The organism is Streptomyces cadmiisoli (assembly GCF_003261055.1).
In the GTDB taxonomy this organism is placed as follows: Bacteria; Actinomycetota; Actinomycetes; order Streptomycetales; family Streptomycetaceae; genus Streptomyces; species Streptomyces cadmiisoli.
Window position 1 is genome coordinate 5142678 of the sequence record NZ_CP030073.1, and the last position, 25359, is coordinate 5168036.

At 72.2% G+C, this 25359-nt stretch carries 24 protein-coding genes and 1 tRNA gene; 8 read left to right on the plus strand and 17 right to left on the minus strand.

Annotation, left to right across the window (positions count from 1 at the left end):
• Positions 1–34: 34 nt before the first annotated feature.
• Complete coding sequence (locus DN051_RS22380; RefSeq protein WP_053760925.1) at positions 35–1870, minus strand: DUF2339 domain-containing protein; 1836 nt, start codon at positions 1868–1870, stop codon at positions 35–37.
• A gap of 216 nt (positions 1871–2086) precedes the next feature.
• Complete coding sequence (locus DN051_RS22385) at positions 2087–4882, minus strand: D-alanyl-D-alanine carboxypeptidase (protein WP_112439370.1); 2796 nt, start codon at positions 4880–4882, stop codon at positions 2087–2089.
• Positions 4883–5108: 226 nt separating this feature from the next.
• On the opposite strand from DN051_RS22385, the gene DN051_RS22390 reads away from it, so the two are divergent.
• From DN051_RS22390 to DN051_RS22400, 3 genes are all read left to right on the plus strand, one after another.
• The gene (locus tag DN051_RS22390; protein WP_053760927.1) at positions 5109–5861 is read left to right on the plus strand and encodes a GOLPH3/VPS74 family protein; all 753 of its coding nucleotides are present in this window, start codon (positions 5109–5111) and stop codon (positions 5859–5861) included.
• 338 nt (positions 5862–6199) lie between these two features.
• Positions 6200–7057, plus strand: a complete 858-nt coding sequence (locus DN051_RS22395) for a helix-turn-helix domain-containing protein (protein WP_053760928.1) — start codon at positions 6200–6202, stop codon at positions 7055–7057.
• A 192-nt stretch (positions 7058–7249) separates the two neighbouring features.
• Positions 7250–7441 carry a DUF397 domain-containing protein gene (locus DN051_RS22400; protein ID WP_053760929.1) on the plus strand — a complete coding sequence of 64 codons (192 nt, stop codon included), beginning with the start codon at positions 7250–7252 and terminating at the stop codon, positions 7439–7441.
• 126 nt (positions 7442–7567) lie between these two features.
• Here DN051_RS22400 and DN051_RS22405 read toward each other — a convergent pair whose 3' ends face one another.
• Genes DN051_RS22405 through DN051_RS22415 form a run of 3 tightly spaced genes read right to left on the minus strand, consistent with a single transcriptional unit; the run spans position 7568 to position 10021 of the window.
• A complete protein-coding gene (locus DN051_RS22405; RefSeq protein ID WP_112439371.1) occupies positions 7568–8446 on the minus strand; it encodes a MerR family transcriptional regulator in 879 nt (292 codons plus the stop codon).
• 54 nt (positions 8447–8500) lie between these two features.
• Entirely contained in the window at positions 8501–9019 is a 519-nt protein-coding gene (locus tag DN051_RS22410; RefSeq protein ID WP_112439372.1) for a glutathione peroxidase, read from the minus strand.
• 9 nt (positions 9020–9028) lie between these two features.
• Positions 9029–10021 (minus strand): winged helix-turn-helix domain-containing protein, encoded by a 993-nt coding sequence (locus DN051_RS22415; protein WP_112439373.1) that lies wholly within the window; start codon positions 10019–10021, stop codon positions 9029–9031.
• 86 nt (positions 10022–10107) lie between these two features.
• On the opposite strand from DN051_RS22415, the gene DN051_RS22420 reads away from it, so the two are divergent.
• Positions 10108–11277 carry an MFS transporter gene (locus DN051_RS22420; RefSeq protein WP_112439374.1) on the plus strand — a complete coding sequence of 390 codons (1170 nt, stop codon included), beginning with the start codon at positions 10108–10110 and terminating at the stop codon, positions 11275–11277.
• A 203-nt stretch (positions 11278–11480) separates the two neighbouring features.
• Positions 11481–12755, plus strand: a complete 1275-nt coding sequence (locus DN051_RS22425; RefSeq protein WP_112439375.1) for a cation:proton antiporter — start codon at positions 11481–11483, stop codon at positions 12753–12755.
• A 25-nt stretch (positions 12756–12780) separates the two neighbouring features.
• On the opposite strand, the gene DN051_RS22430 is transcribed toward DN051_RS22425, so the two are convergent.
• Both DN051_RS22430 and DN051_RS22435 read right to left on the minus strand, forming a co-directional pair.
• On the minus strand, positions 12781–13440 hold the full coding sequence (locus tag DN051_RS22430; RefSeq protein WP_053760935.1) for a response regulator: 660 nt from the start codon (positions 13438–13440) through the stop codon (positions 12781–12783).
• 1 nt (position 13441) lies between these two features.
• A complete protein-coding gene (locus DN051_RS22435) occupies positions 13442–14389 on the minus strand; it encodes a HAMP domain-containing sensor histidine kinase (protein ID WP_053760936.1) in 948 nt (315 codons plus the stop codon).
• Positions 14390–14867: 478 nt separating this feature from the next.
• On the opposite strand from DN051_RS22435, the gene DN051_RS22440 reads away from it, so the two are divergent.
• Both DN051_RS22440 and DN051_RS22445 read left to right on the plus strand, forming a co-directional pair.
• Complete coding sequence (locus DN051_RS22440; protein ID WP_053760937.1) at positions 14868–15152, plus strand: DUF3040 domain-containing protein; 285 nt, start codon at positions 14868–14870, stop codon at positions 15150–15152.
• Between the two features lie 125 nt (positions 15153–15277).
• Positions 15278–15718: a hypothetical protein gene (locus tag DN051_RS22445; protein ID WP_053760938.1), complete on the plus strand. Its 441-nt coding sequence runs from the start codon at positions 15278–15280 to the stop codon at positions 15716–15718.
• 158 nt (positions 15719–15876) lie between these two features.
• On the opposite strand, the gene DN051_RS22450 is transcribed toward DN051_RS22445, so the two are convergent.
• The 3 genes from DN051_RS22450 to DN051_RS22460 all read right to left on the minus strand — a co-directional run bounded on the left by DN051_RS22450 (position 15877) and on the right by DN051_RS22460 (position 17813).
• Positions 15877–16419, minus strand: coding sequence for an MOSC domain-containing protein (locus DN051_RS22450; protein ID WP_112439376.1), 543 nt, complete (start codon positions 16417–16419; stop codon positions 15877–15879).
• Between the two features lie 99 nt (positions 16420–16518).
• Positions 16519–16839, minus strand: a complete 321-nt coding sequence (locus DN051_RS22455) for a GYD domain-containing protein (protein ID WP_053760940.1) — start codon at positions 16837–16839, stop codon at positions 16519–16521.
• Positions 16840–17051: 212 nt separating this feature from the next.
• Positions 17052–17813, minus strand: coding sequence for a hypothetical protein (locus DN051_RS22460; RefSeq protein ID WP_112439377.1), 762 nt, complete (start codon positions 17811–17813; stop codon positions 17052–17054).
• Between the two features lie 270 nt (positions 17814–18083).
• On the opposite strand from DN051_RS22460, the gene DN051_RS22465 reads away from it, so the two are divergent.
• Positions 18084–18380, plus strand: a complete 297-nt coding sequence (locus DN051_RS22465; RefSeq protein ID WP_053760942.1) for a GYD domain-containing protein — start codon at positions 18084–18086, stop codon at positions 18378–18380.
• Positions 18381–18736: 356 nt separating this feature from the next.
• On the opposite strand, the gene DN051_RS22475 is transcribed toward DN051_RS22465, so the two are convergent.
• From DN051_RS22475 to DN051_RS22510, 7 genes are all read right to left on the minus strand, one after another.
• A complete protein-coding gene (locus tag DN051_RS22475) occupies positions 18737–18958 on the minus strand; it encodes a hypothetical protein (RefSeq protein ID WP_053760943.1) in 222 nt (73 codons plus the stop codon).
• Positions 18959–19210: 252 nt separating this feature from the next.
• Positions 19211–19283: transfer RNA gene (locus DN051_RS22480), tRNA-Arg, on the minus strand.
• A 168-nt stretch (positions 19284–19451) separates the two neighbouring features.
• Complete coding sequence (locus DN051_RS22485; protein ID WP_246040651.1) at positions 19452–20813, minus strand: ABC transporter permease; 1362 nt, start codon at positions 20811–20813, stop codon at positions 19452–19454.
• Positions 20810–21592, minus strand: coding sequence for an ABC transporter ATP-binding protein (locus DN051_RS22490; RefSeq protein WP_079001307.1), 783 nt, complete (start codon positions 21590–21592; stop codon positions 20810–20812). Before DN051_RS22490 ends, DN051_RS22485 begins: the two co-directional genes overlap by 4 nt.
• Positions 21589–23004, minus strand: coding sequence for a peptidoglycan-binding protein (locus DN051_RS45145; protein WP_162624977.1), 1416 nt, complete (start codon positions 23002–23004; stop codon positions 21589–21591). The genes DN051_RS22490 and DN051_RS45145 overlap by 4 nt, the downstream gene beginning before the upstream one ends.
• A gap of 14 nt (positions 23005–23018) precedes the next feature.
• A complete protein-coding gene (locus DN051_RS22505) occupies positions 23019–23975 on the minus strand; it encodes a hypothetical protein (RefSeq protein WP_162624978.1) in 957 nt (318 codons plus the stop codon).
• 314 nt (positions 23976–24289) lie between these two features.
• Positions 24290–25192: a DUF3152 domain-containing protein gene (locus tag DN051_RS22510; protein WP_112439380.1), complete on the minus strand. Its 903-nt coding sequence runs from the start codon at positions 25190–25192 to the stop codon at positions 24290–24292.
• Positions 25193–25359: the final 167 nt, after the last annotated feature.

The window sequence follows — 25359 nt, forward strand, 5'->3', positions numbered from 1 at the left end:
CAGCCGGCCGGGTGACGCCCGGACCGGTGTCCGGTCACCGCAGCTCCTCCGGGCACGGCGTGCCGCGCGGCAGGTCGTACGGCGACGCCAGCCGGTAAGTGCCCGCCCGCGGAGCGAGCAGCACCGTCCACCGGTCGCCCTTCGCGTCCTCCTCCGTCTCCATCAGGCAGCCGCTGACGTTGCGATACGTCTTCGGCATGCCTTCCGGGCGGTCCTCGGAGGCCTTGGTCTCCTGCGGCGGCTGGACGCCCTTGCCCTCCGCGTCGACGAGCTTGAGCCAGGGGGAGTACGGGACCCGGATCAGGACCCGGCCCGGCTCCCGGATCCGCAGCGTCATCTCGCCCTGCTCGGCCCGTTCGACGGTGGCGGGCGGGTCGGCCAGCGGCGTCGGGTCGGTCACCGCGAACAGCTGCCAGTTGGCGTCGCCCCAGATCTGCTTCAGATACGGCAGCCCGCGCTGCACCAGTTCCCGCTCCCGCTCCCCGCCGTCGCCGTCCGGCTCGTCCTTGGGCAGCACGACGTAGTGCACAGCCCAGCGCTTGAGCCAGTCGTGGTAGTTCGCCGAGTTGAGAGTGTCGTCGTAGAACAGCGGGTTGCGCTCCATGTCGGCCTGGCGGTTCCAGCCGCGGGCCAGATTGACGTACGGGGCGAGCGCGGAGGCCTCGCGGTGGGAGCGGGCCGGGACCACCTCGACGCGGCCCTTCCCGGCACCGGCCTGCTGGAGCTGGTTGACCAGCGGCGCCAGCTCACGCGCCCAGGAAGCCCGGGGCGTGGTGTGGACGACGTCGTCGACCGACTTGAAGCCGATCCAGGCGACGAAACCGGCCGAGGCCACCACGATCGCGTACCACTTGCGTGAGCGCGGCACCGCGAACGGCAGCGCCGCCAGCAGGGCCACCCCGGCGAACAGCATCGCCAGCCGGGTGATGTTCGAGCCGATCTGCGAGCTGATCAGCCACACCAGCAGCACCGACAGGCCGTACACGGCGGCCGTGATCCGCACCGTCCGCCAGTCCCGCGGAACCAGCAGGAACACCAGGGCCGCGTACAGCAGCGGAAGGGAGGCCGAACCGAACGACATCGGCTGGGTCCCGGAGAACGGGAACAGCCACGCGGACACCGCGACCACGGCGGTCGGCGCGAGCCCCAGCGCCCACGCGCCCGGCCGCCGCTTCTGGAGGAACAGCGCCACCGCCACCAGACCCACGAACAACCCGGCGACCGGCGACGACATGGTGGCGAGCGCGGCCAGCGGAGCCGCGCACAGCGCCTTCGCCCACCGTTTGTGGCGCCAGCGGTACGGCCAGCAGAACACCACGGCCACCGCGCCGAGGGCGAACAGCGTGCCCAGGCCGTAGGTCACCCGCCCGGACGCCGCGTTGCACAGCAGGGAGAACACCCCGACGGCGGCCGGCCAGAACGGTCGCCGGACCGCCCGGCTGCGCACCAGGACCAGCGTCAGCAGTCCGGCGGACAGCGTCCCCGCGATCATCATCGTGGTCCGCACACCGAGCAGGGACATCAGATACGGCGACACCGCGCTGTACGACACCGGGTGCATCCCGCCGTACCAGGCGAGGTTGTACGCCGAGTCCGGATGGCGGCCGACGAACTCGGCCCACGCGTCCTGCGCCGCGAGATCGCCGCCACTGTTCGCGAACGTGAAGAACCAGATGAGGTGCAGCAGTCCGGAGACCGTGGTGGCGACGAGGACGGGATGCCGGTTCAGCCGCTCACTCAGCCCGGACGGCTCCGGCCGGCCACCGGGCCCGCCGGGCGCGCCCGGCTGATCCGAGGGCACACGTATTCGCGGACCGGTTCCCGAACCCGGACCGGTGTCGTCGGTGCGTGTCGGCTCCGCAGTGGCCACCTGTTGGCACTCCCCGTGTCCCGTCTTCTGTTCTCGGCCGCACGCGCCGTTTCCGGCCGGTTCGCGGCTCCGTGGCCGGGGGTTCGCGCCCCCGCCCCGCACGCGGGCGTCCTGTCCCGTTTCGTGACGCTAGCACGCACCCCGCCGGCGGGCTCCCCGGGAGGGGCCCACCGACGGGGTGCGCCGGTCGGTGCCGCGTTCGGGCGGCGCCGGGAGTCAGCCGATGCGGGTCAGCTTGTCCGTGAAGCCCGGCTCGGCGAGGTCCGACTTCAGGGCGACCGGCACCTCGACGGCGCCGCCGCTGCCGTCGCCCACGGTGAGCGTGCCCACCTTGGCGCCCGCCTTCGCGGTGTGCGGTACGACGTCGGCCTCGAACGACAGCTTCACCTTCAGCCCGGCCCAGCCGACCGCGGTGACGTCCTGCGTGGCCACGACCGGGGTACGGCCGCCGAGCCGGTCGTCGACGTATCCGACGACGTCGCCCTTCTTCAGGATCTTCGCCGAGGCCAGCGCCTCCTGGGCGGCGAGCAGCGCGGTCTTGCTGACCGCGTTCACCGTGTCGATGATCGGGGCCTTGTGCTGGCCGAGGATCGCGCCGACCACGGTCACCGTCTCACCGCCGACCTCCTTGCGGGCGGCGAACAGGAGGTTGCCGCCGGCCGCGGTGGTGCTGCCGGTCTTGATGCCGATGGCGCCGTTGTAGGGGACGAGCGTGTTGTAGTTGTAGTGCTTCCGCCCGGCCGGGTCGACCCACTCGCCCATCGAGGAGATCTCCACCAGGGCCGGGATCTTCACCAGCTCGTTGCCCAGCTTCACCTGGTCCTCGGCGGTGGAGACGGTGGTCTCCTTCAGCCCCGAGGCGTCGGTGTAGGTGGTGTCGGTCATACCGAGCTCCTCGGCGGCGTCGTTCATCTTCTTGATGAACTCCGCCTCCGTGCCGGAGTCCCAACGGGCCAGCAGCCGGGCGATGTTGTTCGCGGAGGGGATCATGATGGCGGACAGGGCCTGCCGCTCGCTGATCCGGTCGCCCTCCTTGACGTTGTTGAGCGTGGACTCGCCCTGCTGGTCGAAGCCGCCCTCCTCCTCGGCGGTGGCGTCGACCTCGATGTCCGGGCCCTCCTCACCGGACTTCAGCGGGTGCTCCTTGAGGATGACGTACGCCGTCATCGCCTTGGCCACCGAGCCGATGGCGACCGGCTTCTGGTCGCCGAAGCTGTCCATCGTGCCGATGCCGGTGCCGTCCATCCAGCCCTGGCCCTCGTTCGGCCACGGCAGTCCGACCCGGTCGCCGTCGAACGAGTAGGTCTCCTCGGCCGTGAGCTCCAGCGTCGGCGTCGGCAGCGGACGCACGGCCTGCGCGATCGCAAAGACGACCACCAGCAGAAGCAGCAGCGGCGTCCAGATCTTCACCCTGCGGACCGTCGTGCGGAGCGGCGTCTCCGGGGGCGGCGGCGTGTTCGTCAGCTCCGCCAGCAGATCCAGCGGCGGCTTGGGCGGCAACGGCTGCTGCGTGGTGCGCTCGGGCCCGACCTGCGGCACGGCCGCGGTCGCCTCGGCGGGAACCTTGGGCAGCGCGGTGGTGGCCGCCGGGGGCGGCTTGCGGGTCGACGGGTCGTCCAGCGGCTTGAGCGCGACGAACCTGCTGGTGCGCTCGGCCTCCGCGGCCGCCTTCTGGGCGTCCCCCAGCTTCAGCATGGTGGTCGGCTGGTCCACGGGCGGCTTCGGCGCCATGGTCCGGAAGACGGCGGTGGGCTGATCGACGGCCTTGCCGCGGGGCTCGGCGTCGTCCGTGTCGCCGCCCCGGGCGCCGGGGCCGCCGCCCTTCGGCGCGCCGCCTCCGGTGCCGGTGCCGGGCCGGTCGCCGTCCTCGGCGTCGTCCGTCGCGCCGGCCCCGGCGGAGTCGTCGCCGGACTCACCCTCGGCCGCGTCGGACTTCGCGCCCGCGCCGCCCTCGTCGGAGGCCCGGCCCTTTTCGGGCGTCCCGCGCTCCTCGGAGGTCGCGCCCTCTTCGGCCTTCCCGGACCCTGCGAACTGTCCGGCCTTCGGGGCTTCTTCGGGCTTTGCGCCGCTTTCGGCCTTCGCGGTGCCGTCGGCCTTCGGGGCTTCTTCGGGCCTGGCGGCGCCGTCACGCGTCTCGGCCTCTTCGGCCTTCCCGGCCGCTCCGAACTGTCCGGACTTCCCGGCCTCTTCGGCCTTCCCGGACTTCGCGGACTGTCCGGACTTCCGGGCTTCCCCGGCCTTCGCGGTGCCCTCGGACTTCTGCGCCTCTTCGGACTTCGCGCCGCTTTCGGACTTCGCGCCGCCTTCAGCCTTCGCGGTCGCTTCGGGCTTGGTGGCGGCGGGGGCGGTGGGCTCCGCGTCATCCCCGCCCTTGTCGGCGGCACCGGCCTTGGCCTCGGAGGCCCCCTGCGCCCGCGCGGCGGCCTCCTCGCCCCCGGCGTCGCTTCCCGCGTCGGCGTCGGCGTCGGTGTCGTCCGCCGCCTCGCCGTCCGTGCCGCCGTCGCCGTCGCCGCCGGCGTCGTTCCGCGCCCCGGCGTCCGAGGCGTCGGACCGCCCGTTCCCGGTGCCGTCCTCGCCGTCCGTGTCGCCGCCGTCCTCCTCGGCGGTGGCGTCCGCGCCGTCCCGCGGGCCCGCCGAGGTCACCCATGCGGCGACGGCCGCCCGCAGGCGGTCGTCACCCACCGTCTCGGTCCCGCCGCCCCGCTCGGCCCCGGCCTCCGTCCCGGCGGAATCGCTCACTTCTTCGGAACGTTCGGCCTCCGCGGATCCCTCGGACTCCTCGGCCTCCGCGGGCCGCGCGGAGCGGTCCCGTACGGAGAGCACCTGCGTCGCCGTGTCGGCGCGTGCGCCGGTGTCCGGCGCGGACTCCCGTGCCACGGCGAGCCGGGGATCACTGGGTGCGCCCTTGCGGGCCTCGGGAACCGGACCCGCGCTCCCCGACGTCGGTTCTTCCGACGACTCGCGCTGCTTCGACCTGTCGGGGGACTCGCCCGCCACCGATGCCTCCTCCATGCGCCGCACGTTATCCGTGCGCCTACCCCAAACCGTGGAAACGACCGCCTGGCAAACCGTTCCACAGCGCTGTCCGAACCGTGTATCAGTGTCCTGTGTGTGGGCTTGACCCCTGAGGTAGACGAGAACGACATACCTACTGGTTCCACTACGAACCGGTCACGCACCCTCGACAGACCAATGTGAGAGGGGTCACCCTGTCATTCATCCACGCGGGGAGGCATGGATGGGCAGGAGCCGCAGAACACTTCCGGAGGAGCTTCTGCTGCTGGCACTGGACCCGACCACGGGTACCACTGCACAGCCGCAGTCGCTCGACCTTGGTCTGGCCGGAGCACAGCTAGTGGAGCTGGCGCTGGCCGGACGGATAGCCCCAGACGGGGATCGTATCGCCGTGGTGTCCCCACGGCCGACTGGAGATCCGACCCTGGACAGCGCGTTGGAGTTGCTGCGCAGGCGTGGCGCTCCGGTACGGGCCGTTCACTGGATCGGCGGGCCGCGTCTCGGGCTCCGCCAGACCTACCTCTCGCATCTGGAGCGGTGCGGCATGGTGCATGCCGTGGCGGGCCAGATGTGCGGGGTGCTGCCGACGACTCGCTACCAGGCGACGGAAACGGCGATCAGCCGGGAGATCAGGGCCCGGCTGGACTCCGCGATCCGCACCGGTGTACCACCGGACCCGCGGACCGCGGCGCTCGCCGCGCTCGCTCACGCGGTCGGCCTCGGCAAGCACCTGTATCCGGGCAACGAGGGACGCTCGTCCCGCTCCCGGCTGCGGGACCTGATCAGGCACGACCCGATGGGCGGCCTCGTGGCGCACGCCGTGATGGACGTTCAGAACGGTGTGGCCGCCCAGCCGCGCCGTAGCCCGGCGGCGCCCGGCCGCCCGGCCGCCGGACCCAGGTCCGCGACGGAGCCCGCCCGGGGTGTCCCCGTGCAGCCGCGTCGTGGATCGATGGCGCGTGTCGTGGCTCACTGAGCCGCAGTCCCACGGCATCGCACCACGACGGCAGTACCACCGCAGCACAGCACGCAGCATGTCCGCACCACGCACCGCCGCGTGACACCGAGCCGCGGAAGAGGGCCGAACGGACCCGGTTCGGGAGCCGCAGCGGTCCGCGCGGGGTGGCGGGACCCGTCCTTCGGACGAGGACGGTCCCGCCACCCCGCGCGGACGCATGTGTGCGTTCGACGCGACGCGTACCTGCCGCATATCCGCAGTTTCCCAGCGGTAAGAAGCACCTTGGTGGCAATCTGCTCAGCAGCAGATACGCAAAGTGGCAGAGTTCGAGGCACGCAGCCGGAGGTGCACGTCCCGTGGCGTCCAATGTCAATCCCACTGTCAGGCGACGCCGGCTGGGCCAGGAGCTCCGCAGGCTCCGCGAGCTCAAGGGCATGACGGCCGAAGAGGTGGCGGAGCGGCTGCTGGTGTCGCAGTCGAAGATCAGCCGGCTGGAGAACGGCCGCCGCAGCATCAGCCAGCGCGACGTGCGCGATCTGTGCGGGGTCTACGAGGTGGAGGACCACCGGATCGTCGACTCGCTGATGCAGATGGCCAAGGACTCCCGCCAGCAGGGCTGGTGGCACTCGTTCGGCGACATCCCGTACAGCGTCTACATCGGCCTGGAGACGGACGCGGCGAGCCTGCGCGTGTACGACCCCCAGGTCGTCCCCGGTCTGTTGCAGACCCGCCAGTACGCCGAGGCGCTCATCCAGGGCGCCCTGCCCGAGGCGACCGCGACCGACATCGACAAACGCGTCCAGGTGCGGCTGCGGCGGCAGGAGCGTATTGCCGCCGAGGACACCCCGCTTCGCCTGTGGGCGGTGCTGGACGAGGCCGCCGTACGGCGTGAGGTCGGCAACCGGCAGGTGATGATCGAGCAGCTGGAACACCTGCTGGAGATGTCCCAGCTGCCGCACGTGACCGTGCAGTTGATCCCGTTCTCGATGGGCGCGCACCCCGGGGTGAGCGGCCAGTACGCGATTCTGGAGTTCCCGGACGCCGCGGATTCGAGCGTGGTCTACATCGAGGGCGTCACCAGCGACCTTTATCTGGAGAAACCGCAGGATGTTCAGAAGTACAGCGTGATGTACGAGCATCTGCGGGCACAGGCGCTGAATGTGGACCAAACCCGGGAATTCCTCTCGGATGTGGCCAAGAGCTACGCCCGCTGAGCCGGTTCCCGACACGGGCGGCGGAACGGTACACCTTCCCCCGCCCCGGACGGAAGGCCTCGCCGGAATATGCCATCCGGTCGAGTGAACGGCCGCTCCGCACAGCGATGTTGGCGAGTAGCGTCGATCACGCCATCAAGCAAGAACGTTGGCGCAATCACAGCAACTCAGCAACTGCTTACCGGAGCGAAAATGGCAATCAAGCAGGGCGCGACGGACGCGTGGGTCAAGTCCTCGTACTCCCAGGGCAATGGCGCGTGCGTCGAGATCAAGTCCCCTGTCCTGTCCGCAATGGCCGTCCGGGACTCCAAGGTCCCGGAGGGTCCCGTCCTGGCCTTCCCCGCCGGCGCGTGGAACGCCTTCGTGGCATCGGTCAAGGCGTAAGGGGGAGGCCCCCTCTGACCACGCCCGACAACTTCAGAGCACCATCGAAAGAGCCCTCTCGACCAGTTCGCCGTCCTTGCCGAGGGGGCTCGGCTCATTCCACGGACTCCCGCTCCCGCGGACGGCTCACACCACCGGAAAGGCCACGTCGCACACCGGATCCCCGGCCCCGGCCGCATCCCAGTCCGCGAAGTACACCTCCCGGCACGGACCGCCGTACGACAGCCCCCGGGCCCTCATCCACTCCTCCACCGCCTCGAAGGCGGCCAGGATCTGCGGGTGCGCCACCTGCGCCTTGGTGATCCGCGTGTAGGCGAGCCGCCGGGCGGGCTCGACCCGCACCCCGGTCTCCCACGTCCGCCCGTGCTCGGCCACCCACGCCCGGGCCGCCGCCTCGTCGGCGACCGGCACGCACGACTCCGCCGGACCGTCGCTCTCCATCGACACCTCGGAGTGGTAGACGACGAACGGTGCCGCCGTCACCCCGCCGCACTCCCGGGCCGCCGCCTCCAACCGGCCGATCGACGCCCCGATCCACGCCGGCAGCTCGTCCGCCAGCGTGTGCCGGGTCTCGGTGATGACCACCCGCTCGGGCACGTCCACCGTCTCGACCACGAATTTTCCGTACATCTCGGAACTCCTCCCCGACAGCCGTCCACGGAGGTAGTCGGCGAGCGTCCGCTGTCCCGCCAGCCGCGCCTCGACGTCCGCCCAGTACGCGGCGAGCAGATCCGCCGCGTCGGGCCCGTCCGCGTCGACCACCTCGGCGATCCGCGCGAGCGGCATGTCCAGCCGGCGCAGCAGCGCCACCAGCCGGGCGCGTTCCACCTGGCCGGCACGGTACTGGCGGTAGCCGCTGATCTCGTCCACCCGGGCCGGGGTCAGCAGGCCGAGCCGGTCGTACAACCGCAGGGCCTTGGCCGACAGCCGGGCCCGCGCGGCGAACGCCCCGATGGTGAGCAGTTCGTCGTCGGCGGGTTCGGTCACGATGCCATCCTCCGTCACCGGGCGACTGCCGCCCGGTGACACAGGACACTCGGGTCTGCCCCAGGGGGAAGGTCAACCGGCCAGTCGGCCCTCGATCGCCGCGACGATCTCGGCCGAGTCCGGCTCGGTCCGCGGCGAGAACCGGGCGACGACGGTGCCGTCCCGCCCGATCAGGAACTTCTCGAAGTTCCAGCGGATGTCTCCGCTGTGCCCCTCGTCGTCGGCGAAGCCGACCAGGCGGTCGTACAGCGGATGCCGGCCCTCGCCGTTCACCTCCACCTTCTCGGTCATCGGGAAGGTCACGCCGTACGTCGCCGAGCAGAACTCGGCGATCTCCTCGGCGGAGCCGGGCTCCTGGCCCATGAACTGGTTGCACGGCACGCCGAGGACGGTGAAGCCCTGGGCGGCATAGCGCTCGTGGAGGAGCTCCAGGCCCGCGTACTGCGGGGTCAGCCCGCACTTGGAGGCCACGTTCACCACGAGCACGACCTTGTCGGCGTACTGCGCGAGGTCGGCGGGACCGCCCTGGAGGGCGTCGATACCGATGTCCAGGACGGAGCCGACGGAACCGGCGGTTTCATTCGTCGTCATGGGCGGATGCTAGCCGCGCCCGACGGCGTCCCCGCTCCCGGCCTCCGCGAGCACCTCACCCGCCGCCGTCCGCGAGTACCACACCGACCGGCCCGCGCGCCGCCGCTCCACCAGTCCCGCGTCCAGCAGCACCCGCAGATGCCGCCCCACCGAACCGAGGCCCTGCCCGGTCACCCCGACCAGCTGAGTGGTGCTCATCGGCGAGGCCAGCAGCACCAGCACCTCGGCCCGGGACCGCCCGAGCAGCGCGCCCAGGCCGGCCGGCACGGCCGCCCGGTCCCGGTCGCCGGCGAGGGCGCCCGCACACGGGTACACGACGGCGTACCGCTCCCGGCCGGGCTCCTCCCAGGACACCCAGCCGGTCTGCGGGGTGACCGGCACGAACAGCAGCTCGGCGCCGGAGATCTCACGCGGCGGGTACTCGTGCAGATTGACCTGGAGCCGGCTGCCGCCGAGCCATCGGGTCCGTCCCGGCCGCAGCGCGTCCAGCACGGCCGCCCAGCCGCCCCGGGCGACCTGCGCCGTCCGGGCGACGACATCGGCCTCCAGGACCCGGCGCCGCCGGTCCCAGTACGGCCCGACGGCCGCCGTCCACACGTACTCCAGGAGCCCGGCCGCCCGGTCGGGCAGGTCGTCCCGTTCCAGGTCCGCGGGCAGCGGGCCGCCCAGCGACATGCGCAGCTGGGCGCGCGCCCGGTGCGCGCCGACCGCGCGCACCCGGTCGAGCGCCTCCTGGAAACCCTCCCCGGCCCGTGGCGTCGGGGTGAGGAAGTCGGCGATCCAGTCCCGCCCCAGCCCGGCCCGGACGAGCTGCGCGGTCACGGGGTCCGCGGCCAGCCGCTCGCGGTATCCGGGCAGATGCGCGTCCAGCCAGGCCCGTTCGCCCGGGTGGCCGCCCACGCCCGCGTGCAGCAGCTTCAGGCTCGCGAAGGTCTCGGCGAACGCGGACACCAGGAAGCGGCTGCCGGCCAGTGTGTCGGCGTTGACCTGCCACCATCCCATCGCGCCACCACCCCGTCGCGCCGCTGCCTTTCGCACCTGTGCGAAACAATAACGACCGGGCCCCGGCCCGCCGGAGACTCCGGCGCATGCGCAGCTACAGGGACCTCGTCCGCACCCCGGAGTTCACTCCGCTCTTCGTCTCCTCCTCCGCCCAGATCGCCGCCCAGACCATCGGCGGCCTGGCACTCGGCACGCTGGTGTACGAGGAGACCCGGTCACCTCTGCTGTCGGCGGTGAGCATGTTCGGACCGTCACTGGCCCAGGTGCTCGGTGCGACCCTGTTCCTGTCCTGGGCCGACCGCCTCGCCTCGAGGGCGGCGCTGGCCGGCATCGCTCTCGCCTTCGCGGCCGGGACGGCGGTGCTGGCGCTGCCCGCCCTGCCGCTGTGGGCCGTCCTCCCGGTCCTCCTCGCCCAGGGTCTGATCGCCTCGCTCGGCGGGGGAGTGCGCTGGGGCCTGCTGACGGACATCCTGTCCAAGGACGGCTATCTGCTGGGCCGGTCGGTCTTCAACATGATGAGCGGGATCATGCAGATCGCCGGCTACGCGACCGGCGGCGCCCTGCTCACCCTCCTGCCGCCGCGCGCCGCCCTGCTGCTGTCGGCCCTGCTGTACACCGCCGCCGCGGCGACCGTCCGCCTCGGCCTGTCGCGCCGCCGGCCGCGCGCGGCCGGCCGTCCGTCGGTGGCCGAGACCTGGCGTACGAACGCCCTGCTGTGGTCGGCCCCGCCCCGCCGCCACCTCTATCTCGCCCTGTGGCTGCCCAACGGTCTGATCGTCGGCTGCGAGTCCCTCTTCGTCGCCTACGCCCCGAGGTCCGCCGGCCCGCTGTTCGCCTGCGCCGCCCTGGGCATGCTGGTGGGCGACCTGACGGTCGGCCGCCTCGTCCCGCCCGGACGCAGAGCGGCCCTGGGCGTCCCGCTGCTGGTGCTCCTGGCCGCGCCGTACGTCCTGTTCTTGCTGCGCCCCGCGCCGCTCCTGGCCGCGGCCCTGGTGGGCGTGGCGTCGGTCGGCTTCGGGGCGAGCCTGGTCCAGCAGGAACGCCTGATGGCGCTCACCCCCGGCGCACTCTCCGGTCAGGCCCTCGGGCTGCACTCCGCCGGGATGCTCACGATGCAGGGCGTCGGCGCCGCGCTGGCGGGCGCGGTGGCCCAACTCACCTCGCCCGCCGTGGCGATGACCGTCATGGCGGGGGCGTCGCTGGCGGTCACGGCCGGGCTGAGCGCCGGGCTCCGCGAGCGGGTCCGCGCGGCCTGACCGCACGCTCGTCGCGTCCGCCCGGACGGCGGCCATGGGTGTCGGCCACCTGCGGAAATGAGGGACGGCACCGATGGTGACGCCGTCGGTGGCCGTGCGAGCGTGGAATGGACCCGCCCGGCTTCGTTCCTCGAGGAGGACCTGTATCCACCCCCGTCATGTGAAGCGTCCCCGGCCTTTCGCACGGCCGAAGGTGGTGACCCGTGGGACACGCTGACACGTTGCTCGCCATGGGCGGTGCCTTCCTGGCCGCCGCGTTCCTCGCCCGGCTGGGCGGCAGGATCGGACTGCCGACCATCCCCTTGTTCATGCTCGCCGGCATCCTCCTCGGACCCCACACCCCGGGCCCCGTCCTGGTCGAGGACTCGCACGACTTCGAGATGCTCTCGGCGCTCGGGCTCGTGCTGCTGCTGTTCTACCTGGGTCTGGAGTTCCACCTCGACGACCTCAGGAAAGGCGGCAGACGGCTCCTGGCGGCGGGCGGCATCTATCTGCTGCTCAACGTCGGCGCGGGGCTGGGATTCGGGTTCGCCCTCGGGTGGGGCGCCCGCGAAGCGCTGGTGATGGCCGGTGTCCTCGGCATCTCCTCGTCCGCGATCGTCACCAAGATCCTCATCGACCTGGGCCGGATCGGGCGCCCCGAGACGCGGCTGATCCTGGGCGTCATCGTGGTGGAGGACATCTTCCTCGCCCTGTACCTCGCGGCGCTCCAGCCGGTCATCAGCGGCGCCCAGGGCGTGACGGACATGGTCCTCCAGGCGGGCAAGGCGTTCGGGTTCCTGCTGGTGCTGGCCGCCGCGGCCCGCTACGGCACCCGGCTGATCGGACGGCTCGTCCAGGTCCGCGACAACGAACTCCTGGTGATCAGCTTCCTCGGGGCGGCCGTCTTCGTCGCCGGTGTCTCGGAGGTCCTCGGCGTCGCCGACGCCATCGGCGCCTTCATGATCGGGCTCATCCTGGCCGGCACCCCGTCGGGTCCGCGGATACGCCGGCTCGTCCATCCCCTGCGCGACGCGTTCGCCGCGATCTTCTTCTTCGCCTTCGGACTTGCCATCGACCCCGGTGTCGTCGCCGCCGTCGCCGGGCCGGTCGCCGCTGCCGCCGCCGTGACCGTCGTCATGAACGTCGTCGCGGGACTCCTCGTCGCCAGGCTGTACGGCTACGGCCCGGACCGCGCCGCGGACATCGCCACCACCCTGGTCGCCCGCGGGGAGTTCGCGCTGATCCTCGCCGCGATGGCCACCAGCGCCGGACTCGACGAGCGGCTCGCGCCGTTCATCGCCGGATACGTCCTCGTCCTCGCCGTCCTGGGGCCCGTGGTCGCCGGACGCGCCGAACTGCTGGCCCGCGCCCTGGTGTCGGTGAACGCGTTCCTGCGCCGCCCCGGAAGGTCCGCCCCCGCGCCGCCGTCCGAGCCGGCCCCCGCCGACGCCGCCCCCGAACCCGCGGACTCCGGCCTCTTCCGGCCGGGAGTGTGAGGGCGGGGCGGCGAGCGGCCCCGCGTCAGGGCTCGATCAGGCCGACGCGGATGGCGTAACGGGTCAGTTCCAGACGGTCCTTCAGGCCGAGTTTCTGCAGCAGGTTCGCCCGATGGCGCTCCACCGTCTTCGGGCTGATCACCAGCATGTCGGCGATGTCCTGCGAGGTGTGCCCCTCCGCGACGAGCTTGAGGATCTCCTCCTCGCGGTCGGTGATCGCCCGGGCGGGCAGCGCGCGGCCCTCCCGCATGCGGTCCAGGTAGTTGCGGATCAGGGCGTTGACCGCGCCGGGGTACAGGAACGGCTCACCGCGCATCGTGGCGCGGCACGCCTCCACGAGGTCGCGGTCGGCGACGGACTTCAGCACGTAGCCGGAGGCGCCGGCGCTCAGGGCCTCGAAGAAGTACTGCTCGTTGTCGTACATCGTCAGGATCAGGATGCGCAGGTCCGGCAGGGTGCGGGAGAGTTCGCGGGCCGCCTGGAGCCCGGTCAGCCGGGGCATCGCGATGTCGAGGATCGCCAGGTCGGGGCGGAGTTCGCGGGCCTGCGCCACCGCCTCGGCGCCGTCGTCGGCCTCGGCGACCACGGTGAGGTCGGGCTCGCCGTCGAGGATGAGGCGGACACCGCGCCGTACGAGGGCGTGGTCGTCGGCGAGCAGGATGCGGGTGGGCTGCGGTTCTCGCATGTCAGCCGTTCCGGTCGGGGACAGGGACGTCGAGGGAGATCTCGGTGCCGCCGCGCGGGCCGGGGCCCAGCGTGAGGTCGGCGCCGATGAGCAGGGCACGCTCGCGCATACCGCGGATGCCGGCTCCTTCGGGTGCGTCGCCGATGCCCCGGCCGTCGTCGCGGATGAGCAGCCCCACCCCGGCCGGGGTGCGCCTGAGGGCGAGTTCGGCGTGCCGGGCGCGTGAGTGGCGGACCGTGTTGGTGAGCCCTTCCTGGGCGACGCGGTAGAGGACGAGTTCGGCGTCGTGGCCGAGCGGCGGCAGTTCCGCGTCGAGCCGGTGCTGCACGGACAGGCCGGGACTGGTGAACTCCGTGGTGAGGGCCCTGAGCGCCTTCGCCAGCCCGAGTTCGTCCAGGACGCCGGGGCGCAGCCGGCGTGCGATGCGACGGATCTCGTCCAGGCTGACCCGGGTGGTCTCCTGGACCTGATGCAGTTCGCCGCGCATCTCGGGCGGCGCGTGGTCGGCGACCCGCTTGAGTTCGAGCAGGACGGCCGTCAGGGTCTGGCCCACCTCGTCGTGGAGTTCCTGCGCGATGCGGCGGCGTTCGGCCTCCTGCGCGGACAGGGCGCGGGCACTGCTGGTGGCCCGTTCGTGCTCCAGCCGGTCGAGCATGGCGTTGAACGTCGCGATCAGCTCGGCGATCTCCCCCTGGCTGTCGACCGCGAGGCGCCGGCCGGGGCGGAGCAGGTCGGTCGTGGTCATCGCGCGGGTGAGGCGCTGGAGCGGGGCCAGGCCCACGCGGAGCAGCAGGGCGTTGGCGATGAGCATGGCGGCCAGACCGCCGGTGAGGACCGCGGCCTCGGTGAGCAGCACGGGGGTGGAGACGGTGACCGGGCCCAGCAGCAGTGCGGCGGCCGTGACCAGCACGACGGCGTTCAGCAGGAATATCCGCCAGAACAACGGCACCGCGCGTCGCCTCCTCGATCCTCGACCCGGGCCTCTTCGGCACGCTTCGTCACGGCCCCGCCGGGCAGCGGCGGGCGCCTGCGCACCGCGACGGGCCTCCAGGATTCAGCGTGGCCGCTGCCGGGACCGGCTGCCATCCGTGGCGGCACCCATGTGCAACTCGTGCAGACTCGGCGCGACGGCGTTCGTGGGGGTCTGGTGCGGGCAGGAATGCAGCGTGGGCCTGATGGCCGGGGGGCAGCGGAGCGCGACAGGCTGGAATCCGGTCGGAACCTCCGGACGGGGGTGTCTTGGCATGGACGACGTGGTACCGGCTGACCGGTGGGCGGGCCGTGCACGGCCTCGGTGCCGCCCGCCACGGCATCTCCCGCCCCACCGTCCCCACCGTCCCCACCCGTTCGCACCGCCTCCGCCGCACCCACCGCACTCCTCATCGGCCCCGAGTACAGGGCAGAACGTGTTCCGGAAAGGAGACGGCATGTCCCAGCCCGACGACGAGCGCTTGGTCGCACTGGAAGCAGGGTTCGAGCGCGACGATCCCCGGTTCGCCCGGGCGATGCGTGCCGGACGCCCCTCCCGGCCCCGTGAGTACCGCCGCACGGGCGCCTGGTGGGCGCTGGCGGTCGCCGTGGCCGTACTGATCACCGGTGTGTTCCTGCCCGACGGCCTGCTCATAGCCACCGGCCTGGTCCTGGCCGGTATCGCCGCGCAGCTGTTCGATCCGCACCGGGCGCGGGCCCGCCGCCGCCCGCCCCGCCGCTGAAATCCGTCCGGCGGCCGCCTGTTCGGAGGGGGTCCACCCAGTGGGACAATCCATGCCCAGGGTCCACGCCGCCGTGGTGGCCGGCGCCCCTCGGGCAGGGGGAGGACCGGAGGGAGGCAGGGAGCATGATCGAGTGGGTGTCCCTCAGGGCCGGCGCCCGGCCCGTGCCCGCGCCCGTCGCCACTCCACTGGTGTGGGCCACGGCATTCGGCGGGGCGATGACCCTGGTCGCCCTGCACAGCGCGCTGGTGGGCACGGACCGCCCCGGGCTCGCCCTGGCCGCGCTGTCCGTACTGGCCGGAGGGCTGGGCCTGTGCTCCCGCTTCACCGCGGCCCCGGGTACGGCCGTACTGTGCTGGCTGTTCCTCAACGGCTTCGCCATTCCGCCCGTGGGCACCCTCACGTGGGCCGGCCACCGCGACACCCTCTGGCTCGGCTGCCTGTGCGCGGCGACCCTCTTCGGCACGGCGCTGGCCCGCCTGATCCATGCCCGGATCGCCTACCGCCGCCTCAGCGTGGGAGAGCCTCCGGCGGCGGCACCGGACGACTGGCCGCGCGGCCTCTGACCCACGCGACGGCCGGTCGGACGCGGGCCGGTGACCGGTCGGACGCGATGCGGCGGTCGGTGGGACGCGACGGCCGGTCCGGCGGCTGGTCGGATCCGGTCCGGCGGTCGGTCGGACGCCTGCCGGGCCGGTGTCCGTCGGACGTGGTCCGGTGGCGGTCAGACGCGGTCCAGTGGCCGGTGCGGGCCGGCCGGTAGCTCGACCTCGATCGTGTCGCCCGGTCGCACCACACCGCCCGTCCTCACCACGCTCATGATCCCGGCCCTGCGCACCAGCCCGCCCGCCTCGTCGCGGCCGACGACCTCCTTCAGCAGACCGTGCTGGAACGCGTCGATCTGCACGCACGGGTTGCGCAGACCGGTCACCTCCACCACCGCGTCGTCCCCGATGCGCAGCAACGCGCCGACGGGCAGGCCGAGCAGATCGATGTCGCGCGTGGTGATGTTCTCGCCGAGACGACCCGGCCCCACCTCGAACCCCGCGTCACCCACCTCGGCGAACAACTCCTCGTGGATGAGATGGACCTGCCGCAGATTCGGCTGGGTGGGATCCTGCGCGACGCGCGACCGGTGCTTGACCGTCACCCCGGCGTGCACATCCCCCTCCACGCCCAGCCCGGCGAGCAGCGTGATGCTCTCCCGGTTCGGCTTGGTGAACGAGTACTCCCCGTTGCTGCTGACCGCCGTGACGCTTCCGCCCATGGTCCCGAGCCCCCTCTTCAGTGACGATCCTCAGTGACGATGATCCGTCAGAAACCTGACCGAGCGCCCGCCCACGAGTCCCCCTCCCGGCCCCGCGGTCTAGGCGCCGGGGGCGCGGAACGCGACCTGCCGGCGCGCGGCCTCGTCGATCTCGTCGACGGTCAGCAGCGGGGTGGCCCGCGTGTTCAGGGCGCCGCTGGCCTTGACGCCGAGAGACACGGCGGCCATGGAGACCGCGTCGGGGAAGTCGAGGATGATCACGATGTCGTCGGCCCCGAAAGCGAAGTACATCGCCTCGACCGTTCCGCCGAGGTCCCCGACGACCTGCTCGACGGCGGCCCGGCGGCCACTCGCCCCCTCCCCGAGCAGCCCTTTGGTGCCCTCGGGCGTGTAGGTGGCCTGGATGAGGAACTTCGCCATGGGGGTGCTCCCTGCCCAGCGTTCGTCCGGTGTCCCGAATGCCCTTCCCGCCCGTCCTCGACGGCCATGCGCCTTCCGGCGGGATTCACTCGTCGGAACCCCGATCCACCGCCGGGCAGGGGCATCTGACACGGCGAAGGGCCGGCCCGGGAGGGGAGACCTCCCGGGCCGGCCCGTACGGCGACGCTTCCGCCGGATGCCGCCCGCCGGTGTCAGCGCACGTCGACGAAGTCGCCCTTGGCCTTCAGCGCCGCGGTCGTGCTGGTGCCGGCGAAGCTCCAGCGCCAGTAACCGTCGGCGGCGGCCTTCACGTCGGCCCTCAGGTTGCCCTTCGCGTCGCTCGTCACGGTCTTGACCGTGGTGTAGGCGCTGCTGTTCTTGGCGCGGAACTGAAGCCGTACGGACTGCGAGGTGTAGCCGGCGTAGACGTACTTGTCCCAGTTCGCCCGGGCCAGCTTGCCGGTGACCGTGATGGTCCTGCCCTTCACGACCGGCTCGGGCGAGGCGTTGACGCTCAGCGTGGAGCGCCGCTTCACGGGGTGGGTGCCGTAGACGTCCCCGTAGTAGTCGCCGTCCTTCGACTCCAGCTGGACGTAGACGTCCCAGGGCCCCGCGAGAGCGTTGCGCGGCAGGTCGATGTCCCGTTCGAGCTCGACGTGGAGCTTGCAGGTGGACGTGGTGGAGTTGCTGGCGGTGCAGCTGGGGGCGCCGTGGTACGTCCAGTACTCGTCCCCCTTCTCCCGCTCGATCTGGAGGAAGCCGCCGTTCTTGATCCCCGAGTCGTCGGAGGCGGTCACCGAGATGGTGAACGACTCCGTCCGGGAGGTGCCGAAGACGATGGACTTGCCGCCGTTCACGGACACTTTCTTGATCTCTACACCGGTCTCCGCCGCGTGTGCGGAGGGTACGGCGAGCAAGGAGCCGCACAGGGCGAGGGCACCGGTCGTGACGGCACCCAAGGTCGCTGAACGCATGAATCCCCAAATGGTCGGGCCGGCCCCGACCACAGATCCCGGTGGGATCCCCCCTGGTCGCAGGCACGGCAGGTGGCGTGAGGATACGTCATGCCGGCCGGCGCCCGGCGCGGGGTCGGGCGGCCCGGGCGACGCGCGGAGGCGACCCCCGTTCGGAGGCGTCCGGGACCGGGCGCGACCCTCGTTCGGATGCGAACGGCATGCGCCCGGCGGAGTCCGTGCCCAGGATTTACCTCGAGATCGTGCCCGTCTGCCGAAGGTGAGAAGACCATGGCGACCTATGTCGCGCTGCTGAACTGGACCGATCAGGGCGTCCGCAACTACAAGGACACGGCGGCGCGCGCCGACAGCTTCGCCGCCGCGGCCCACAAGCTCGGGGCGGAGGTCGTCGACATCTACTGGACCGTCGGTCCGTACGACCTCGTGGCCGTCGTCGAGGCCCCCGACGAAGAGACCGCCACCGCGGTCCTTCTGCAACTCGGCGGCGTGGGCAATGTCCGCACCACGACCCTGCGCGCTTTCGGCAAGGAGGAGATGAACCGGATCATCGCGAAGGCGGGCGGGTGAGAGGGCGGCCGGGTGTGGGGGGTACCGGGGTCCGGGGTGTGACCGCCGGACCCGGGAATCCCCGGGGCCCCTCTACGTGTCCGGCCCGCCGCTGGGCGGCCGGTTGATCAGGCAGCCTTGGACCGCGTCGTACGCGTGCCCGGGGTGGGCTCTTCTGCTTCTTCGGCCAGGAAGATCTCGTCTTCTCCGAAGTCCGGGGCCTGGAAGGGGTTCGTCGCCGGAGGCGGCGATGCCGGAGTGGAGCGGCGGGGTCGCCCTTCCAGGGCGGAGAACAGCGACGTCAGTTCGATGAGAGGTCTGCCTTTCGTTACAGGTCCCCGAAGGGGCCTGGCGTGCCGTGACCGGGCACAGCGGTCCTACAGCTTGGTCATCTTGGCGTACGGGCTCAGGATCCGCATACGCGTCGCGCCGAAATCCACGAGCGCCGCGATTCCGTCCTCGATGCCGGTCACCCGGCCGAGTCCGTACACATCGTGAGTGACCTGGTCGCCCACGGCGAAGTGCTTGGGTGCCGGTGTGACCGGGGCCTTGAAGGGGCTGGTAGGCAAATGACGCTTCGGTGCAGCAGGCTTTGTCATTGGCCTCATTATGAGCCCAGGTGTGTCCTGTTCGCTGTGGCCGTCGGCACAGATCTCGTCGGCGACAACCACGTCATGCCACTGACCTGGGCTTTCGAGATCTCGCGGGCCGAAACTCGACCGCCGATCCCTTTCGCCGGCCGTGGCTGACCTCCGTATCCGGCGCGATCGGGGCCCGAACCCCGCCGACGGCAGCCGACAACGAAGGGCCAGCCCGGAAGAAAACCTCTCCTGAACTGGCCCTTTTGTCCGTGCCCCCGGCAGGATTCGAACCTGCGACACCCGCTTTAGGAGAGCGGTGCTCTATCCCCTGAGCTACGAAGGCGGGGATGTTTGGGTGAAGGTGTTGGAAATCCGCCCACATCGGACGGATCTCGACCCCTGTGGTCCCCAGACATCCACAGGGCGCCCCACCGGAGTGGTGCACCGCGCACAGTCTAGCGGTTGCGGCAGCACGCCGAGGGGCGGCCATGGGCCGCCTTGATGAAGGTCTTCAGGAGCGCAGCGCGTCCACCGGCTCCATGTGGGCGGCTCGCAGGGACGGGTAGAGGCCGGCCAGGAGGCCGACGAGGGCTCCGGCGACGGGGGCTCCCAGGGCGAGGCGGACGTCAAGGACCGGGGTCCAGTCCTTGACGGCGGAGACGGCGACCACGACGACCATGCCCAGGACGGCGCCGACGACGCCGCCGAGCAGTCCGATGGTCGTCGACTCCACCAGGAACTGGCCGGCGACCTGTCGCCGCGAGGCGCCGAGGGCGCGGCGCAGTCCGATCTCGCCGATCCGCTCCATGACCGTCACCAGCGTCACGTTGGCGATGCCGATGGCCCCGACCACGAGGGAGACCAGCCCGAGCACCAGGAACAGGCCGTTGACGTCGCCCTGCACTCCCTTGCGGGCCTTGGTCAGGTCGGGCGGGGCCGTGACGGTGAGGGCGTCCTCGGCTCCGGGGGCCAGCGCGATCGGCGCCTGGCGGGCGACCTGCTGCGCCGCGCCGAGCGCGGTGTTGATCAGTACCCGGGTCACCGCTCCGAGGCCCAGTTGGTCCGTGGCCGTCGTCGGCGGCAGGATCACGGCGGTGGAGATCTGCTGTTCCCGTTCGGCTCCGCCGAGAATCCCGATCACCGTGTAGGACTGGCCCCTCAGGAAGACCGCGGGGGAGTTCTGTACGGAGTTGATGCCGAGGAGGCGGGCGGCCTGGTCGCCGAGTACCGCCACGCGTTCGTGCCGGGTGATGTCCCCCTCGTCGAAGAAGCGCCCGGCGGTCATCCGGCCGCGTACCGCGGCGGGCAGCGTGGGGGACGCGGCGAGGACCGCCATGGTCCGGCCGGTGACGTCCCCGGGAGCGACCACGTCGTTCGCGCGCACCTGGACGCTCGCGGTCTGCTGGGAGTCGGCGATCGCGGCCGCCGAGTCGACCCCGGCCAGCCGCCGTACCGCGTCGACGCCCGACCAGTCCACGAGCGGGACAGGGTCGGCCGACCGGGGCGGCGGGGGTACCACCACGGTGACCGAGGTGGCGGTGAGGGCGTCGAAGCGGCCGACGATCTGGTTGCCCGCCGTGGCCGAGACGCCGATGGTGATCACCAGGGTGGTGATGCCCAGAACCGTGCCGAGGGTGGTCAGGGCGGAGCGCACCGGACGGGCGAGCACCCCTGCCAGCGCCTCGGTCCAGAGATCCCTGACGTCCATCCAGGGGCGATCCGTGCCCCTGGTGCCGCCACGGCGCCGTACCCGCCCCCGGCGAGCGGCGTGGTGCCGTCCGCCGCCGGGGTTCCGGTGGGCGACCGGCGGGTCCGTCGGGTCTGCCGGAGCCGTCCCGGCCACCGGCTTCGGGGCGTGTGTGCGGGTCCTCATCGGGTCTCCTCGGTGAGGCGTCCGTCGCTGATCCTCACCCGTCTGTCGGCGCGGACGCTGACCGCCTCCTCGTGGGTGATCACGACCAGGGTCATGCCCTGCCGGCTCAGCCGGTCGAACAGGTCCAGCACCGACTCGGTGTTCTCGCTGTCGAGGTTGCCGGTGGGCTCGTCGCAGAGCAGCAGCGCGGGCTCGCTCATCAGTGCCCGGGCGATCGCCGCACGCTGCCGCTCACCACCGGAGAGCCGGTCCGGCCGGAATCCGATCCGGTGCGCCAGGCCCACCCGGTCCAGCGCCTCCTCGGCTCGCGCGCGGCGGCCGGCGCGACCGCGCCCGGGGCGCGGCCGCCGGTACGCCTCGGCCAGCATGACGTTCTCGTCCACCGTCCGGTACGGCAGCAGATGGAAGGACTGGAAGACGAAACCGATCCGGCTGCCGCGCAGCGAGGTGCGCTCCAGGTCGCCGAGCGTGTTGGTCTCCACCCCGTCGAGCCAGTACGAACCCGAGGTGGGGCTGTCCAGCAGTCCCAGGGTGTTGAGCAGCGTCGACTTGCCGGAACCGGACGGCCCGACGACCGACAGGTGCTCGCCGCGCCGGACGGCCAGGTTCACGTCCCGCAGGGCGTGCACCGGCGGTTCGGAGCCGAAGGTCCGGTCGACGGAGACCAGTCGGATGACGGTGTCCGCGCCGGGCACGGCGGACGCCGGTACGAAGGAGGCCGGCACGGCGGACGCCGGCTCCGCGGACGTCGCCGCGCCGGACCTCGGCAGGCCGGTCATCGGCCCACCACCACCGGATCGCCCGCCTTCAGGGTGTCCCCGGACGGCGTGACCTCCACCCGCCCCTCGGCTGACAGACCCGCCTCGACGGACACCCGCACCACCGTGGTGCCGCGCCGGACCCGCACCGTGGCCTGCCCGTCGGCCGATGTGTGGAGCGCGGCGATGGGCACGGTCAGCACGTCACCGTCCGACGCGCCCACCTCGATGGTCACCTTCGCCGACCCGTCGGCGTTCTCGGTCAGCTTCCCCGACGGGACGGAGATCCGTATCGGTACCGGAGCCGAGGCGTCACCTCCGCTGCCGCCGTCCGGTGCCACCGGTGCGTCCTTGTCGTCCCCCGCGTCGTTCTTCGGCACGTCGTCGCCGAGTGCCACCAGCCGCCCCTCGACCTCCTCGCCGTCGGGGGTCTCCACCCGCGCCGTCATGCCCGCGCGGAGCAACGTGGCGTCGCTGCCCGGCACCACGGCCTGCACCACCACCTCGGAGCTGGTCACCGTGCCGACCGGTCCGGACGGGGTGTCACCGGTCTTCACGGACACCTTGTCCAACCGGGCCGGAAGATCCGGCAGGAAGACGATCTCACCCGCGGGGACCTTGGTGCCGTAGCCGGCCCGGAAGGCGGAGAGCGCGGCGTCGGCCGTGTCCGACTGCTGCTGCGCCGCCCTGAGCCGCAACCTTTCCGCTTCCCCACCGGCACCGGCACCGGCACCCGCACCAGCACTCGCACCCGCACCGCCGCCCGATTCCTCGGCGCCGCCGGGGTTCTGTGCCGCGAGGAGGGCCTGACGCGCGGTGGTCACGGCCGCTTCCAGCGTCCCGAGCTGCTGCCGGTCCGCGAAGGAGGGCTCCTGCGCGCGAAAGCCCTCGCTCCCGTACCAGCGGCTCACCGCCGCGGCGTCCCCCTGCCCGTACGTCCCGTCGGATCCACCGGGGTCGAAGCCGAGCCGGCCCAGGGCCCGTTCCAGTTGCTCGACGTCGTCCCCGGACGCGCCGGGACCCAGCGTGCGGTACATCGGAACGGATCCCCGCAGGACCAGCACCGGTCGCCCGCTCACCTGCATCAGCACGTCGCCCTCCTTCACCCGCGCCCCGGCGACCGGCGCCTTGGTGACCCGCTGGACGGCGGCATCGCCGGCCCCGGAATCCCCGGAGCCGGAATCCGGCGGGCCGACGGGCCCGGCCAGGGTGACCCTCCGCGGTGAGGCGTACTCCACCGAGCCCTGGGTGATCACACTCGCGGTCAGGGGCCGCCGCTCGACCGCGACGGTGACCGGTTGGGCCTGCGGCGGCCGGTGCGCGGCAGCCGCGTCCGCCGGGGACTGCATCTGCGATCCGGCGAACCAGCCGCCCGATCCCACCAGCGCCACCCCGGCGACGACGATCCCCAACTGCCGGGGCCGGCTGCTCATTCGGTCGCGGCGCCTCATCCGGCACCGCCGCCACCGCTGGTCGGGGCCTTGAAGAACTTCGGGAAGTAGGCGGCCCGGAACTCCCGGCCGCACTCCAGGTCCTGAGTCGCCAGTCGGACGTCCCGGGTGAGCAGCGGCAGAGCCTCGTCCTTGCCGATGGTTTCCGCGGGGGTCCCATCGGCGTTCAGATCACCGGAGTCGGCGCCGAGCGGAGCGGCCCTGAGCGCCTGGAGCTTGACCATCTCGTGGATGTCGGTCGGCTGCGTGGTCGTGACGGGGATGCCGTGCCCCCTCAGGCACGAGGCGTACGACTGTGCCAGGGCGACCAGCTTCGGGTCACCGTTGAGCGCCTGCCCGTTCGCCTTGTCCCGCGCCGTGGTCCGGGCGCCGATCTCCCGGGTCGACGCGGAGCCGTAGACCTCCTCGGTGGCCGACCGGTGGCAGCCGGCCGGCAGCACACCGGTGGCCTTCGCCTCCCGGCCCGGGACTCCCATCGCCTTGTCGTAGGCGGCCTTCTGCGCGGCGCTGAGGGAGGCGACGTACTCCCCGTTGGCCGTGTCCGCCACGTCGTCCAGGGACACCGCGCCGCCCCGTGCCTGGGGATCGTCGGGGTAGACGATGTCGGCGTAGATGCCGAAGCCGTACTTCTGCCGGTACTTCCGGGTCAGCTCGTAGTCCGCCCCGCCCGTGGTCCAGGAGTCCGCGGGATCCACCGGGACCACGGGGGTGTAGAGGAACCCCTGCTTCTTCATGCAGGACGCCAACGCGTTCTGGATGAGGTAGTCCTCCTTGATGTCCGCACTGGCGTCCGCGGGAACGTCGAGCTGCCCGGACGACCCGGCGGCGGTCTTTCCGCCGCCGGCCGAGGCCGTCCCTCCGTCCGCCGAGTCGGATGCCGTGCCGCAGGCCGCCAGCAGCGGCAGCAGACTCACCGCGACGGCAAGGTTCCGAACAGCGCGGGATCCAGACATGCTCTTCCATTCGATCGAGGGAGTGGGTGGTGCGTCCGGGCCGGGCGAAGTCGCGCGGCTCGGTGGGCTCGGCCCGCGGCGACGGCGTCCGCGCACCGGGAACACGGCACCGTGAGCGTCCGACGGCCTTCACGACCACGGGGTGCCGGTGTCGAAGGCGAGAGTGGCGTCGGCAGGTGATGGCCACTGGCCCGGATGATGACCGAGCTGTAACAGGCGGCCCCGGTCCCGGTGCGAACCGCCGGGCGGTCGCCGCCCGTTCGCGCCGGCTCGCGCGACGGCCGGGAGGCTTGTGAGGGCCCGTCGCCGCCGGTTCACGGCGCGGGCGGCCCGATGACGAGGCGACCGTTCTCGTCGTAGGGCCAGGCGTTGGCGACGCAGCCGTGCAGGCCCTTGATCTGCTGCATCATGACGGGGGCCCGCTCTCCGGGGCCCGCGCAGGTCTTGTGCGTGTGGCCCAGGAAGTGCCCCATCTCATGGTTGATGATCAGCGCCCGGTACTCATGGATCGGACCGTCGAAGGTGGGCGAGCCCTCGACCCAGCGCTTGAGGTTGACCACCACCCCGCCGGGGACCTCGCAGTTGTACTCGCCCCCGGTGTCCTGCTGGATGCCCGCCCAGCACAGGGCGTCCGCCGTCCCCGGTGTCGCGATCGTCACCGTGAGGTCATGGGGCTGTCCCGCGCTCACCAACTGGAAGGCGTTCTCCGGGTCGTGGGTCCAGCCGCGCGGGGAGGCGAGGATGTCGGCGATCTCGTTCGCCGCCCGGGTCGGCGAGATGTCCAGGCCCGTCTCGACCTTCACCACGTACCGGAGTGGACGCGGGCCCTCGCCGACCTTCGCGCCGCCGGCCTGCGCGGTGACGAACGTGCCGGCGCCCGTCGCGGGGACGTCGATCTCGGTGGGTGTCGGGGTCGGGGTCGGGGTCGGGGTGGGCGTCGGCGTCGGGGTGGGTGTGCGCGTCGGAGTGGGCGTCGGGGTGACGGGTGCCGCGCTCCGCCGGTGCGGCGCGCCGCTCGACGCGTCGCTCCGGCCGCCGTCCAGGAAGAACGCGGCGGAGCCGAGCAGGCCCCCGGCCACCAGCGTGCCGACCAGATACCGCCCACCCCGGCGGCGCGGACGGCGACGGCGGCGCGAGGGCCGGTGACGGCCACCGCGGTGGGAGGCCCCCGAGCTGCCGGTGGTCGATGCGTTTTCCCGGTGTCGTGCCGAATGCATGGCAACTCAAGCTGGTCATCTCAGATGATCGCCATGAGTTCGAACCATCACGAACCGATAACGGGCGATCGCCCGCCGGATCCGGCCGCTCCGGCCCGCTCGCACGCCCGGCGGCGCACCGATGTGACCCTTGTGTAACAGCCCCCGAGCAGGGCTCTTTCGCCGGT

Bases quoted from the DNA above. Each gene is read 5' to 3' on its own strand.
- DN051_RS22445 (WP_053760938.1), top strand. From the start codon at position 15,278: ATGATCGAGTGGGTGTCCCTCAGGGCCGGCGCCCGGCCCGTGCCCGCG.
- DN051_RS22485 (WP_246040651.1), bottom strand. From the start codon at position 20,813: ATGAGGACCCGCACACACGCCCCGAAGCCGGTGGCCGGGACGGCTCCG.
- DN051_RS22465 (WP_053760942.1), top strand. From the start codon at position 18,084: ATGGCGACCTATGTCGCGCTGCTGAACTGGACCGATCAGGGCGTCCGC.
- DN051_RS22385 (WP_112439370.1), bottom strand. From the start codon at position 4,882: ATGGAGGAGGCATCGGTGGCGGGCGAGTCCCCCGACAGGTCGAAGCAG.
- DN051_RS22510 (WP_112439380.1), bottom strand. From the start codon at position 25,192: ATGCATTCGGCACGACACCGGGAAAACGCATCGACCACCGGCAGCTCG.
- DN051_RS22460 (WP_112439377.1), bottom strand. From the start codon at position 17,813: ATGCGTTCAGCGACCTTGGGTGCCGTCACGACCGGTGCCCTCGCCCTG.
- DN051_RS22430 (WP_053760935.1), bottom strand. From the start codon at position 13,440: ATGCGAGAACCGCAGCCCACCCGCATCCTGCTCGCCGACGACCACGCC.
- DN051_RS22420 (WP_112439374.1), top strand. From the start codon at position 10,108: ATGCGCAGCTACAGGGACCTCGTCCGCACCCCGGAGTTCACTCCGCTC.
- DN051_RS22415 (WP_112439373.1), bottom strand. From the start codon at position 10,021: ATGGGATGGTGGCAGGTCAACGCCGACACACTGGCCGGCAGCCGCTTC.
- DN051_RS22450 (WP_112439376.1), bottom strand. From the start codon at position 16,419: ATGGGCGGAAGCGTCACGGCGGTCAGCAGCAACGGGGAGTACTCGTTC.
- DN051_RS22505 (WP_162624978.1), bottom strand. From the start codon at position 23,975: ATGTCTGGATCCCGCGCTGTTCGGAACCTTGCCGTCGCGGTGAGTCTG.
- DN051_RS22490 (WP_079001307.1), bottom strand. From the start codon at position 21,592: ATGACCGGCCTGCCGAGGTCCGGCGCGGCGACGTCCGCGGAGCCGGCG.
- DN051_RS22475 (WP_053760943.1), bottom strand. From the start codon at position 18,958: ATGACAAAGCCTGCTGCACCGAAGCGTCATTTGCCTACCAGCCCCTTC.
- DN051_RS45145 (WP_162624977.1), bottom strand. From the start codon at position 23,004: ATGAGCAGCCGGCCCCGGCAGTTGGGGATCGTCGTCGCCGGGGTGGCG.
- DN051_RS22455 (WP_053760940.1), bottom strand. From the start codon at position 16,839: ATGGCGAAGTTCCTCATCCAGGCCACCTACACGCCCGAGGGCACCAAA.
- DN051_RS22400 (WP_053760929.1), top strand. From the start codon at position 7,250: ATGGCAATCAAGCAGGGCGCGACGGACGCGTGGGTCAAGTCCTCGTAC.
- DN051_RS22390 (WP_053760927.1), top strand. From the start codon at position 5,109: ATGGGCAGGAGCCGCAGAACACTTCCGGAGGAGCTTCTGCTGCTGGCA.
- DN051_RS22440 (WP_053760937.1), top strand. From the start codon at position 14,868: ATGTCCCAGCCCGACGACGAGCGCTTGGTCGCACTGGAAGCAGGGTTC.
- DN051_RS22410 (WP_112439372.1), bottom strand. From the start codon at position 9,019: ATGACGACGAATGAAACCGCCGGTTCCGTCGGCTCCGTCCTGGACATC.